We start from the raw sequence: 11,801 nt of genomic DNA, 5'->3' as shown, positions 1-11,801 counted from the left end.
CATCCGCGGCCCCGGCGGCCGGCGCCCCGCTGCCGCGCGCCGGGGTCGCCGGCGACGTCCCGGCCGAGGCGCTGCCGGGCGGCTCCGCGGCTGCGTCGGCCGGCGCGACCACGGCGCCCGTCACCGAGGGTGACTCGAGCGGCCCCCGACGCGGACGGCGCGCGCTGCGCGGTACCGGCATCCGGGAACGGCGTCGGCAGCAGACCCGCAACCGCATCGTGGACGCCGCGACCGAGCTGTTCGCCGAGCGCGGCTTCGACGCGGTCAGCGTCGTGGAGATCGCGCAGCGGGCCGGCGTGGTCGAGAAGACGGTGTTCAACCACTTCCCCGTCAAGGAAGGCCTCGTCTTCGACGCCGACCCGCCGATGCGCGCCGCACTGCTCGACGCCGTGCGCCGCCGGCCGGCCGGCGAGTCCGTGGCCGCGGCGGCGGGCAGCTTCGTCGTCGCGGCGGTGAGCATGCTGGGCACCCCGGAGGCCGCCGACGGGGTGGCGCAGATGGCGCGGGTCATCCGCAGCAGCCGCACGCTGCTGACCCGGGAGCGGGAGATCCTCGGCGAGCTCACCGATGCGCTGGCCGCGCTCATCGCCGAGGAGACGGGCGCCCGCCCGGGCCAGGTGGAGCCGTGGCTCGCCGCGCACGCGGTGCTGGGGCTGTACGCCTCGCTGCTGGAGCTGGCCCGCGACCGCGTCCTGGCCGGGGTCAGCGGTCCGGAGCTGGCGGCCGAGCTGCGCCGGCAGGGCCGCCGCGGCCTGGCCCTGCTGCAGTTCGGCCTCGCCGGCTACGCGAAGCGGCGGTGACGCTCAGGACAGCTGCAGGGCCCTGAGCAGCTGGTGGCTGCGGTCGCCGGGGAGTTCCGGGTCCCGGGTGAACAGGGCGACGGCCACCATGTAGTCGGCCTCCCCCGCCCAGCCGCGTCCCTCGGCGCAGAGTCGGCGGATGTGCGCGTGGACCCTGGGCTCGCTGCTGTAGGGGCCGAAGTCCAGCCCCATGGCCAGGAAGTTGACCACCCGGTAGCCGAGGTCCTCGGCGGTGCGCACGGTGCCCTCGGGATCGGAGTAGCTCGGCACCGCCGCGATCACGTTGTCGTAGCCGGCCTTCAGCAGCTGCAGCGCGAGGTCGTTGCCGTGGATGCCGCCCCACAGCTCGGGCATCAGGATGTCCCGGTCCGGGGCGGGGATGTAGGGCGGGTTGGAGATGACCGTGCGGGCCTGCACGCCGCCGGCCGAGTCGGCCTGGTCGAAGAAGTCCCCGAGCTCGACGGTGTAGCGGTCGGCGACGCCCCGCGCGGCGATGTTGGCGCGGGCCTTCTCGACCGACGGAGGGCTGATGTCGTAGCTGCGCACCCGCAGACCCGGCAGGGCGTGGACCGCATCGGCGATGGCCGACGCGTCACCGGTGCCGAGTTCGTCGACGCCGTCGTCCTCCCACCGCAGCTGCTCGCGGTACTGGCCCAGCAGCATGCAGACCGACAAGCCGTAGTGCGCCGACTCGTCGGCGGAGGAGAAGCAGCTCACGCCCGGCCCTCTACCCCGGTGGCGATCGCGGCACTCCCCGCTCACCCGACCGGGGCAGCGGTCAGCGCGCGTCGGCGGCGACGGCCAGCAGTTCCCGTGCGTGGGCCTGGCCGGTCTCGCTGTCGACGAGACCCGACAGCATCCGCGCCAGTTCCCGGACCCGGTCCTCGCCCTCGACCGACCGGATGTCGGTGGCGGTCACCCCTGCCCCGGTGTCCGGCGACTTGTCGACGACGAGGTGCGTGTCGGCGAAGGCGGCCACCTGGGCCAGGTGGGTGACGACGACGACCTGGTGGTCGCGGGCCAGCCGGGCCAGGCGCCGTCCGATCTCGCCGGCCGCCTGACCGCCGACGCCCGCGTCCACCTCGTCGAAGACCATGACGGGCACCGGGTCGGCGCCGGCGAAGACGACCTCGATCGCCAGCATGACGCGGGAGAGCTCGCCGCCGGAGGCGCCCTTGTGCACCGGCCGGGCCGGCGCTCCCGGGTGCGCGGCCAGGAGCAGCGCGACGTCGTCGATGCCGTCGGGGCCGGGCTCGCCCGGGTGGCTGTCGACGGCGAACGACACGCGCGCGCTCTTCATGGCCAGGCCCGCGAGCTCGGCGCCGACCGCGGCTGCGAAGCCGTCGGCCGCGGTGCGCCGGCCGGCGGAGACCTCCGCGCCGAGCCGGTCGACCTCGGCGCGCGCGGCGTCGCGCTCGGCGGCCAGCGCCTCGAGCGCCTCGTCGGAGACGTCCAGCTCCGACAGCTTGCGCTGCGCCTCCTCGGCCCAGCTGAGCACACCGGAGGCGCCCGTCCCGACGTCGGCGTACTTGCGGACCAGGGCGGTGATCGCCGCCCGCCGGTCGAGCACCTCGGCCAGCCGGGCCGGATCGGCATCCAGGTCGGCGACGTACCCGGCCAGCTGACCGGCGACGTCGGACACGACGGCGACCGCGTCGGCGAGGTCCTGGGCGAGCATGACCAGCGTCGGGTCGTCGGAGGAGGCGAGCGCCCGCTCGGCCGTGGCGAGGGCCGCGGTGGCGTCCTGCGGCAGCTCGCCGCCGCCGAGGTCACCGGTGACGTCGCCGATCAGGGCCAGCCGCGCCTCGTCGGCCGCGGCCCGCAGCGCGTCGGCGTCGCTGAGCCGCTTCGCCTGCGTGGCCAGGGCCTCGTCCTCGCCGGGCTCGGGAGCCACGGCCTCGATCTCCTCCAGGCCCAGCCGGAGCACGTCCGCCGCCTGCGCCAGTTCCCGCGCCTGGCCGTGCCGCCGGTCGAGGTCGGCCGACAGCGCCCGCCAGCGCTGGTGGGCGTCGCGGTAGCGCTCGAGGAGCGCCAGGTGGTCGGCCCCGGCGTAGCGGTCGAGGGCCCGGCGTTGCTCGGCGGGCCGGGAGAGCCGGAGCTGGTCGGTCTGGCCGTGCACCGCGAGGAGGCTCTCGGACAGTTCCGCGACGACCCCGACGGGGACGCTGCGTCCACCGAGGTAGGCCCGCGACCGGCCTTCCGCGCTCACGGTGCGGGCCAGGATGAGGCTGCCGTCGTCGTCGGGGTCGGCGCCGGCGTCGGCTGCCCGCTCCCAGACCGGCGAGCTCGAGGGCAGCTCGAGACGTCCCTCCACCCCCGCCCGACCGTTGGCCCGGACCCGTCCGGGGTCGGCGCGGCCACCGAAGAGCAGGGTCAGGCCGGTGACGACCATGGTCTTGCCCGCGCCGGTCTCGCCGGTGACGACCGTGAGGCCCCTGCCGAGCTCGAGGGTGACGTCGTCGATGGCGCCCAGCCCGCGGATGCGCAGCTCGGTGAGCCGGCCGGTTGCCGGGGAACCGGTCACCCGGGCCGGGCGGGCCTCAGGCGCCGCCGTTCGTCCCGCCACCGCTCACCTCCCGCGCCGAGGTCGCCGGGGCTCCGCTTCCGCGGCCGTGCTCGACGTCCGCGCCGTCGACGGTCACGACGTCGCGGGCCAGGACGTTGCGGCTGGTGAACAGCTCGTGCCCGGGACCGGCGTGCCGGGCGTCGCGGAACCCGCGGACCGGCAGCCCGAACTTGGCGACCAGCCGGTCGCCGAAGGTGGCGGCGTGCACGCGGGCGATGCGCACCGGGCGGTTGGCCCGGCGGACGTCGACCCGGCCGCCGTCGGGAATCTCCACGATGCGCCGGCCGTCGGCCGAGACGCGGGCCCGGTTGCCGTCGGGCGGCACCGCGACCGTGAGCACCGAGTTCGGGGAGGTCACCAGCGGGCGGGCGAAGAGCGCGTGGGCGTTGGTGGGGACCAGCAGCAGCGCCTCGACGTCGGGCCACACCACCGGTCCCCCGGCGGAGAAGGCGTAGGCGGTGGAGCCGGTGGGCGTCGCGCACAGGACGCCGTCGCAGCCGAAGCTGGTGAGCGGGCGGCCGTCGATGGCGATGACGACGTCCAGCACCCGCGAGCGTTCCGCCTTCTCCACCGACACCTCGTTGAGCGCCCAGGTACCGCCGACGACGGTGCCGGCCGCGTCGAGCACGTCGACCCGCAGGGCCAGTCGCTCCTCCACCGAGTACTCGCACTCCTCGATGGCGATGAGCGTCTCCTCGACGGCCTCGGGCTCGGTCTCGGCAAGGAAACCGACGCGACCGAGGTTGACGCCCATGAGCGCCGCGTCGGTGTACCGGGCGAGCTCCGCGGCGCGCAGGAAGGTGCCGTCGCCGCCGAACACCATGACGATCTCGGCGCCCTGCGCCGCGGACTCGTCGGGGGCGACCACCTCGGCGCCCGGGATGTCGAGGTCGTGTGCCTCGTCGTCGAGCACGCGCACCCCGATGCCCCCCTGCTGCAGCCGCGCGGCCGAGGTCCGGGCGAGGTCGACGATGTCCCGCCGGCCGGTGTGCACCGTGAGCAGGACCCGTCGCTCCTGCCGGCCGTTCCGTCGTTCCGTGCTGGAGTCGTTCACTGCGGTCCCTCCTGGACTGCTCGACGGACGGCGTCCTCCTGGATCGGCCCGGCGTCGGCCCGCAGCCAGAGGAAGAACTCCACGTTGCCCGCGGGCCCCGGGAGCGGGCTGGCCACCACGCCGGCGGCCCCCCAGCCCAGGGCCCCGGCGGCCCGGGCGACCTCGAGCACGGCCTGCACCCGGTGCTCGGGGTCGCGGACCACTCCCCCGGTGCCCAGCCGCTCGCGGCCGACCTCGAACTGCGGCTTGACCATCGGCACCAGGTCGGCGTCGGGCCGGGCGCAGGCGGTGAGCGCGGGCAGCACGAGGCGCAGCGAGATGAAGGACAGATCGGCGACCACCAGGTCGACGGGGCCGCCGATGGCCTCGGGCGTGAGGCTGCGGACGTTGGTGCGCTCGTGGACGTGCACTCGGTCGTCGGTGCGCAGCGACCAGGCGAGCTCGCCGTACCCGACGTCGACGGCGACCACCTCGGCCGCCCCCCGGTCCAGCAGGACCTCGGTGAAGCCGCCGGTGGAGGCTCCGGCGTCGAGCGCCCGCCGCCCCTCCACGCGCACGGGGAAGGCGTCGAGCGCGCCGATCAGCTTGTGCGCGCCGCGCGACACCCAGCTGGGCTCGTCGGGGTCGGTGCGGACGACGACGGGCGTGCCGGCCTCGACGCCGGTGGCCGGCTTGGTGGCCGACTGCCCCCCGACGGTGACGCGCCCTTCCCCGATGAGCGCGACCGCGTGCTCCCGGGACCGGGCGAGACCGCGACGGACGAGCTCGGCGTCGAGCCGACTGCGACGGGGCATCAGAGCGGGTCGATCGTGCCGAGTTCGCGCTGCAGCCGCTCGTTCTCGGCCTCGAACACGGCGACGTGCTCGGACACCGGCCGACCGTCCAGGCCGGCCAGCCGCCCGGAGCCGGCGGGCTCGGCGTCGGACCGCTCCTGCGCGGCGTCTCCGGCCGGGGACGGCGACGCGGGCGCGGCCGGCGGCACGGGGCCGGGCCGCGGGGGGCCGGGCACCGGTCGCTGCGCGCTCGGCTCGGTCATCGTGCGCCTCTCGGTGGTCGGTCGGTTCGATCGGCCGGACGCGGCCGGGAGCGCCCGGCCGTCAGCCGTCGTCCCCTGCGGAGGTTACCGGCCGGGGACGACGGGGCGGGTCCGACCGCGGGGAGATAGCGTCGTCCGGACCGCTGCAGCTGCCGACCCTGGGGAGAACCGCCCGCGTGGCCACGATGGATCAGTGCATGACCGCCCTCAAGGGGATCCTCGGCGATCTCGCCGCGAACCCGGCGGCGGCCGGTCTCGACCGCAGCCTGTCGTGCCGGCTGACGGATCTGGAGCAGGTCGTGCTGGGCCGGCTCAGCTCGGGCGCCGTACGGGACCTGCACGCCGTCGAGGACGGCGCGGGCGTGCCCAAGGCCGACATCCGGCTGACCATGACCAGTGACGACCTCGTCTCGCTCACGAACGGCCAGCTGTCGTTCGGCTCGGCGTGGGCCGGCGGACGGGTGAAGCTCGAGGCCGGGCTGCGCGACCTGCTGCGGCTGCGCAAGCTGCTCTGATCCGGCCGAGGCCCTCAGGCGCCCAGCCCCCAGCCGGCGAGGAGCGCGGCGGCATCCGCGTCGGCCGGCACCACGTGCGCCGGCACGCCGTCGTCCGGGTGCCGTGACCAGTGCGCCACGCACAGCGCCCGGAGCGCCTCCAGCCCGTCCGGCCCCGCGCCTCCTGCCGCCGGTGCACCTCCCCCGGCACGTGGCGCGTTCGCCAGCTCCAGCGCCCCGCCGCCCTCGGCCGTCCGGACCGCCCAGTCCCCGCACACCCGTGCCGGACCCACGGCGGCGACGGACGGGTGCGGCACCAGCAGGCCCGCGGCGTCGGCCGCGAGCAGGTCGGGTCGGTGGACCGGGACCGCGGCGAGGAGGAGGGCGGGGTCTGTGACGCCCGAGAGGACGAGCAGGCTGTCGGTTCCCGCGCGGCGCGCACCCTCGATGTCGGTGTCGAGGCGATCGCCCACCACGATGGGGCGCTGGGCACCGGTCCGTCGCACGCACTCGGCGTGCATGGCGGGATCGGGCTTGCCGGTGATCAGCGGCGCCTGGCCCGTGACGTCCCGGACGACGCCGACCATGGCCCCGTTCCCCGGCAGCGGTCCGCGCGGCGACGGGATGGTCGCGTCGGCGTTGGTCGCGACGTGCCGCGCGCCGTTGCGCACGGCGACCACCGCCTCCGCCAGCTGGGCCCAGCCGACCTCGGGGCCGTAGCCCTGGACCACTGCGTCGGGCCCGTCCTCGGCCGTGGCGACGACGGCCAGTCCCGCCGCACGCAGGGCCGCGGCGACCCCGGGGCCGCCGACGGGCAGGACACGCGCACCCGCCCCCAGCAGACCGGCGACGACCGTGGCCGCCGCCTGCGAGCTGGTGATGACGTCCGCCGGGCGCGCCGGCACCTCCAGGGCTGTCAGGTGTTCGGCCACCTGCTCGGGCGTGCGCGCGGCGTTGTTGGTGACGAAGCCCAGGCGCAGGCCGCCGTCGCGGGCCGCCGCGAGGGCTGCGGGCACACCGGGCACGGCGTCGGGGCCCACGTAGACGACGCCGTCGAGGTCGAGCAGCGCCACGTCGTAGGACTGGCTGGGCGGCGTCCGGCAGCCGCGCGAGAGGGGCACCGGTCGCTGCGCCGGCCGGCTCATGCCGAGCTCCGGGTGACCCGCGCGCGGACCGCGCGCAGCGCCCGCCCGTAGTGAGGCAGGTCGGGTCGCATGGCGACGGCGAGGGCGAGGTGCTCGGCGGCGAGGACCAGGTCCCCGGCCTTGTCGGCGGCCAGCCCGAGCCCGAAGTGCGCGTAGTCGTCGGCGGGGTTGTTGCCGATGAGCTCGGTGAAGCTGTCGATGGCGTCGGCGTACCGGCCGGCGTCGTACTGGGCGCGGGCCAGCGCCTCGCGGATGCTGCGCGAACCCGGCTCGGCATCGGCCGCCCGGGCCAGCAAGGTGGCAGCGGCGTCCGGGTGTCGATCGGCCAGCAGCTGCCGGCCGCGCTGGTACCAGTCGTACACGTCCCCGCCCGGCGGCGCCGGGTTCCCTGCCCCGTCCCCCGGGGAACTCGTCTCCGACACCGTCGTCCCCCTTCGTCGCCGATCCGTGCGTGCCGCGCACCGCTGCCGGTCCCCGTGCGGGTGAGCGCCCCGCAGCGCAGGAACCGGACGCTCCTACGATTCTGGACGTGCACCCGTCGTCGGCAGGTCCCCCGTCGCACCCGCCGGCTCCAGGTCTGGAGGTCCGGCCGTTCCGTGCGCTGACCTACGGACGACGGGATCCCGCCTACCTGGCTCGCGTCAGCTCGCCAGCCTACGACCTGGTGACGCCGTCCGGCCGGGACCGGCTGGCGGCCGCCGACCCGCACAACGTCGTGCGACTGATCCTGCCCCGACTGGACCCCTCTCCCAGCGAAGCAGCCGGAACCGCGGAGCTCGCGGCCGCAACCCTGCAGGCGTGGGAGGACGCGGGGGTGCTGGTGCGCGACGACCGGCCGGCCCTGTGGCTCTACGACCTGGCGCCCGGTGACGGCACCGCGCCGACCACCGGCTGGCTCGGCGCGGTGACCCTGCCGCCGCGGAGCTCGACGGCGGTGCTGCCGCACGAGGACACCTACCCCGACGCGGTCGAGGGCCGGCGGGCGCTGCTGGCCGCCACCCGGACCGACCTCGAGCCGATCGTCCTGGCGCACGACCCGGAACCGCAGCTCGTGGAGCTGGCCGGATCCGTGCGCTCGGGCTCCGCGGCCCTGGAACTCACGGACGCGGACGGCGTCCTGCACCGGCTGTGGCGGGTGACCGAGCCCGGCATCCTGGCGCGTGTGGTCGCGGCGCTCGGCCGGACGCGTGCGGTCATCGCCGACGGCCACCACCGCTTCGCGGCGGCGCGCGCCAACGCCTCCGCGCACGGAAGCGCGAACGGGTCCGATGCCGTGCTGGCCCTGGTGACCCCGATGGGCCTCGGCGGACTGCGGGTGGATCCCATCCACCGTGTGGTTCCGGACCTGGCGCTTCCGGACGCGGTCCAGGCCGCCGCCCAGGGTTTCGTCACAGCGGACGTACCCGTCGACGGTCCGGGCTGGGAGCGCGTGGTGGACGCCGCGCACGCGTGGCTGCTGGACCCGGCCGAGCGTGGGCTGCTGATCAGCGACGGCCGTCGGCTCGTGCGGCTCACCGCGCCGTCTACCGCCGTCCGGGCAGCCGTCCCGGACGACGCGCCGCCGGCCTGGCGCGACCTGGACGTGGTGCTGGCCCATCACGGGCTCATCGGTGGCCTCTGGGGTCGGCCGGACACCGTCGACGCCGTGCTGATCGCTCATCGTCTCGAGGAGGCGGTGCGGTCCGCCGCGAACGGGGTCGGCGTCGCGCTGCTGCTGAGGGCTCCCTCCCCCACGGACGTCGCCGCCGTGGCCCGCGCCGGCGCCCGGATGCCACGCAAGTCGACGCTGTTCGTGCCCAAGCCCCGTACGGGACTCGTGCTGCGCCCACTGGAGGCCTGACTCCCGGCGACGTGCCGCATCAGGCCGTTTCCTCCGCGGTCCGGCCCGAGGAGCGAGGCACCTTCCGCCCGCGCCGGCAATTCACCTCGCAGACGGATGCGGTGCCGCTGCCGGTCCGCCAGAAACGGCGCTGCAGCGCGCCCTCCACCTCGACGACGTCCCCCGGCTGCCAGGCGGCGATCCGGCGCTGCAGGCCCCGGTCGTAGGTGATGCACGTGAGCACGTCGACCGACTGCCCCCGCACCTTCAGCACCGGCCTCCGCACGATCAGGCGGAAGGTCAGGAGGGGATCACCACTGGGAAGGGTGCGCAGCTCTGCGGGGGCGGACATCCGCCCCCGCAGTACGACGTCGTTGCGATCGATCACGGCCACGGTCATGACGGAAGCCTGACCGGCTCCGGGTCCGACCGGAGTCGCGCGCAGTGATCTGTGGACGCCGCCTCCGGGTGTGGACGGAGGCGGCGTCCGCACGCCGATCAGCTGGCGGTGTCGTCGTCCTGCTCGCCGGTCTCGCCGAGGAGTTCGGCAACCTCGGCCTCGACCTCCTGGTCGAAGGTCAACGAGCTGGCTGCCCGCGGCGCCGCCTCGTCGTCGGCATCGTCGTCAGCGTCCTCAACGGCGTCGTCGTCAGCGTCGTCAGCGTCGTCAACGGCGTCGTCGTCAGCGGCTTCGTCGTCCTCGTACTCGATGAATTCGACGCCGAGATCCTCGCCGGCCAGCTCGGGGTCGAACGCGGCGACCGCAGCAAGCCACGCGTCGGCGCGCTCTTCCTCTCCCTGCTCGCGCAGGAGGTCGGCGTAAGCGGCAGCAAGACGCAGCTGTCCCTCATCACTGCCGTCCAGCCGAACGGGATCTGGGCGTCCGCCGAGGGCCCCCTCGAGGACGAGACGCGCGGCGGCGTCCTCGCCGAGGTCACGCCGAGCCCCTGACTCGACCAGCCGCAGCTCGACGATCTCCTCGGCGTCCGGCGTCTCGGCCAGTGCCTCGGCGACGAGTCGGAGTGCGACGTCGGGCCGTCCCAGCGCCCGCTCGCAGTCGGCGAGCACCGCCCGGTAGCCGTGGTCGCCGCTCATGCGGCGGTAGGCGCGAAGCTCGCGAGATGCCTCGGCGTAGTCCTCGGCGTGATAGGCGGCCACGCCGACGGCTTCGCGCACGACGGCGAGTCGGGACGCACGATCCCGGGCTGCGCGAGCGTGCGCCAACGCCGTCTCCGGGTCGTCCTCCACGAGCGTCCCTGCGACCACCAGGTGCCCGGCGACCTTCTCGGCGTTACGCGGGTCGAGGCCGCGCAACGCGGCTCGGATGCCTGAATCCAGCTCCCGCGGATCCGCCCACTCGGGGATCTCCGGTCCGGCGGGTACCGGCGGACGACGATCGGTGGTCTCACCTCGCCGGCCCACGAAGCCCGACTGACGACCCTCCGACGGACGCCGGTCACGCCAGTCGCCGGCACCACGGGGCCCGTCCCCCTGCGGACGCTGCGGGCGCTGCGGACGGCCCCCGGTGGGCCGGCGGTCCTGCCAGTCGCCACGGGGACGATCCCCCTGCGGACGCTGCGGACGATCACCCTGCGGGCGCTGCGGACGGTCCCCCGTGGGCCGGCGGTCCTGCCAGTCGCCACGGGGACGATCCCCCTGCGGGCGCTGCGGACGGTCCCCGGTGGGCCGGCGGTCCTGCCAGTCGCCACGGGGACGGTCCCCCTGCGGACGCTGCGGCCGGTCCCCGGTGGGCCGGCGGTCCTGCCAGTCGCCACGGGGACGGTCCCCCTGCGGACGCTGCGGACGGTCCCCGGTGGGCCGGCGGTCCTGCCAGTCGCCACGGGGACGATCCCCCTGCGGACGCTGCGGACGGTCCCCCTGCGGACGCTGCGGCCGCTCCCCGGTGGGCCGGCGGTCCTGCCAGTCGCCACGGGGACGGTCCCCCTGCGGACGCTGCGGACGATCACCCTGCGGGCGCTGCGGACGGTCCCCGGTGGGCCGGCGGTCCTGCCAGTCGCCACGGGGACGGTCCCCCTGCGGACGCTGCGGACGATCACCCTGCGGACGCTGCGGACGGTCCCCCGTGGGCCGGCGGTCCTGCCAGTCGCCACGGGGACGGTCCCCCTGCGGACGCTGCGGACGATCCCCCTGCGGGCGCTGCGGACGATCACCCTGCGGGCGCTGCGCACGGTCCCCCGTGGGCCGGCGGTCCTGCCAGTCGCCACGGGGACGGTCCCCCTGCGGGCGCTGCGGACGGTCCCCCGTGGGCCGGCGGTCCTGCCAGTCGCCACGGGGACGATCCCCCTGCGGACGCTGCGGACGGTCCCCCGTGGGCCGGCGGTCCTGCCATCCGCCGCGGTCCTCACGCCCCGAGCTGCCGCCACGCGCGCTGCCGGCGTCGCGGCGGCCACCAGCACCGGACGAGCCGCCGCGCTCCTGGAAGTACCGAGCGTCGCGGTCGCTCTGCGGGCGAGACGGACGGTCAGCATTGCCGGCGCTTCCGCGCCCCCCGGCAACTCCACGAGAGGCACCGCCGGGGCGTCCGGCGGCCCCCTCGGGGCGCTGAGCGCGGGCGCCCGGACGGCCGGAGCCCCGACCGGGGCGACCGCCACTGGAGCCGCGCGGGCCGTCGGAACCGCGTCGCGGAGTAGTCATGTGTTCGGGGTACCTCATCGAATAGCGGCGCACTCGCACAAGCCGCCGGATGCTGGAAGACGAGAAAACGCGAACGGGGGCCAGAGCCATTGGCTCTGACCCCCGTTCGGTGAAAGTATGTCCGGCGGTGTCCTACTCTCCCACCCCGTCTCCAGGGCAGTACCATCGGCGCTGAGAGGCTTAGCTTCCGGGTTCGGAATGTGACCGGGCGTTTCCCTCTCGCCATGACCGC

Annotated in this window: 12 protein-coding genes and 1 rRNA gene; 3 read left to right on the top strand and 10 right to left on the bottom strand. The window is 75.8% G+C overall.

Annotation, left to right across the window (positions count from 1 at the left end):
• Nucleotides 1-800 (top strand): TetR/AcrR family transcriptional regulator (locus tag C5507_RS21520; RefSeq protein ID WP_104530534.1); only part of this gene is annotated, 800 nt, incomplete at its 5' end.
• Nucleotides 801-803: 3 nt separating this feature from the next.
• Here C5507_RS21520 and C5507_RS21515 read toward each other — a convergent pair.
• The 5 genes from C5507_RS21515 to C5507_RS21495 form a co-directional block, all read right to left on the bottom strand.
• A complete protein-coding gene (locus C5507_RS21515; RefSeq protein WP_104530533.1) occupies nucleotides 804-1,517 on the bottom strand; it encodes a class I SAM-dependent methyltransferase in 714 nt (237 codons plus the stop codon).
• Nucleotides 1,518-1,578: 61 nt separating this feature from the next.
• The gene (recN, locus tag C5507_RS21510) at nucleotides 1,579-3,366 is read right to left on the bottom strand and encodes a DNA repair protein RecN (RefSeq protein ID WP_242611014.1); all 1,788 of its coding nucleotides are present in this window, start codon (nucleotides 3,364-3,366) and stop codon (nucleotides 1,579-1,581) included.
• Nucleotides 3,341-4,420, bottom strand: a complete 1,080-nt coding sequence (locus tag C5507_RS21505) for an NAD kinase (protein ID WP_242611013.1) — start codon at nucleotides 4,418-4,420, stop codon at nucleotides 3,341-3,343. Before C5507_RS21505 ends, recN begins: the two co-directional genes overlap by 26 nt.
• Nucleotides 4,417-5,214 carry a TlyA family RNA methyltransferase gene (locus tag C5507_RS21500; RefSeq protein ID WP_104530532.1) on the bottom strand — a complete coding sequence of 266 codons (798 nt, stop codon included), beginning with the start codon at nucleotides 5,212-5,214 and terminating at the stop codon, nucleotides 4,417-4,419. Before C5507_RS21500 ends, C5507_RS21505 begins: the two co-directional genes overlap by 4 nt.
• On the bottom strand, nucleotides 5,214-5,456 hold the full coding sequence (locus C5507_RS21495; protein ID WP_104530531.1) for a hypothetical protein: 243 nt from the start codon (nucleotides 5,454-5,456) through the stop codon (nucleotides 5,214-5,216). The genes C5507_RS21500 and C5507_RS21495 overlap by 1 nt, the downstream gene beginning before the upstream one ends.
• Nucleotides 5,457-5,653: 197 nt before the next feature.
• Between C5507_RS21495 and C5507_RS21490 the strand changes: the two genes are divergently transcribed.
• Complete coding sequence (locus tag C5507_RS21490; RefSeq protein ID WP_242611012.1) at nucleotides 5,654-5,971, top strand: alkyl sulfatase C-terminal domain-containing protein; 318 nt, start codon at nucleotides 5,654-5,656, stop codon at nucleotides 5,969-5,971.
• Nucleotides 5,972-5,985: 14 nt separating this feature from the next.
• Here the strand turns inward: C5507_RS21490 and C5507_RS21485 are convergent, their stop codons facing one another.
• Together C5507_RS21485 and C5507_RS21480 are read right to left on the bottom strand one after the other, a co-directional pair.
• On the bottom strand, nucleotides 5,986-7,095 hold the full coding sequence (locus tag C5507_RS21485) for an HAD-IIA family hydrolase (RefSeq protein WP_104530529.1): 1,110 nt from the start codon (nucleotides 7,093-7,095) through the stop codon (nucleotides 5,986-5,988).
• Nucleotides 7,092-7,517, bottom strand: coding sequence for a tetratricopeptide repeat protein (locus tag C5507_RS21480; protein ID WP_104530528.1), 426 nt, complete (start codon nucleotides 7,515-7,517; stop codon nucleotides 7,092-7,094). Before C5507_RS21480 ends, C5507_RS21485 begins: the two co-directional genes overlap by 4 nt.
• Nucleotides 7,518-7,624: 107 nt before the next feature.
• On the opposite strand from C5507_RS21480, the gene C5507_RS21475 reads away from it, so the two are divergent.
• A complete protein-coding gene (locus C5507_RS21475; protein WP_104530527.1) occupies nucleotides 7,625-8,935 on the top strand; it encodes a DUF1015 family protein in 1,311 nt (436 codons plus the stop codon).
• Nucleotides 8,936-8,954: 19 nt separating this feature from the next.
• On the opposite strand, the gene C5507_RS21470 is transcribed toward C5507_RS21475, so the two are convergent.
• The 3 genes from C5507_RS21470 to rrf form a co-directional block, all read right to left on the bottom strand.
• Nucleotides 8,955-9,314 (bottom strand): single-stranded DNA-binding protein, encoded by a 360-nt coding sequence (locus C5507_RS21470; RefSeq protein ID WP_104530526.1) that lies wholly within the window; start codon nucleotides 9,312-9,314, stop codon nucleotides 8,955-8,957.
• A 98-nt stretch (nucleotides 9,315-9,412) separates the two neighbouring features.
• On the bottom strand, nucleotides 9,413-10,228 hold the full coding sequence (locus tag C5507_RS22555; protein WP_158657682.1) for a Replicase polyprotein 1ab: 816 nt from the start codon (nucleotides 10,226-10,228) through the stop codon (nucleotides 9,413-9,415).
• Between the two features lie 1,460 nt (nucleotides 10,229-11,688).
• A 5S ribosomal RNA gene (gene rrf, locus C5507_RS21460) occupies nucleotides 11,689-11,801 on the bottom strand; the annotation flags it as partial.

This window comes from Blastococcus saxobsidens (genome assembly GCF_002938435.1).
In the GTDB taxonomy this organism is placed as follows: domain Bacteria; phylum Actinomycetota; class Actinomycetes; order Mycobacteriales; family Geodermatophilaceae; genus Blastococcus; species Blastococcus saxobsidens.
Note: the sequence above shows the minus strand (reverse complement) of the source record. Positions and strands in the feature narration are given on the sequence as shown.

Bases quoted from the DNA above. Each gene is read 5' to 3' on its own strand.
- C5507_RS21500 (WP_104530532.1), bottom strand. From the start codon at position 5,214: ATGCCCCGTCGCAGTCGGCTCGACGCCGAGCTCGTCCGTCGCGGTCTC.
- C5507_RS21495 (WP_104530531.1), bottom strand. From the start codon at position 5,456: ATGACCGAGCCGAGCGCGCAGCGACCGGTGCCCGGCCCCCCGCGGCCC.
- C5507_RS21490 (WP_242611012.1), top strand. From the start codon at position 5,654: ATGACCGCCCTCAAGGGGATCCTCGGCGATCTCGCCGCGAACCCGGCG.
- C5507_RS21485 (WP_104530529.1), bottom strand. From the start codon at position 7,095: ATGAGCCGGCCGGCGCAGCGACCGGTGCCCCTCTCGCGCGGCTGCCGG.
- C5507_RS21470 (WP_104530526.1), bottom strand. From the start codon at position 9,314: ATGACCGTGGCCGTGATCGATCGCAACGACGTCGTACTGCGGGGGCGG.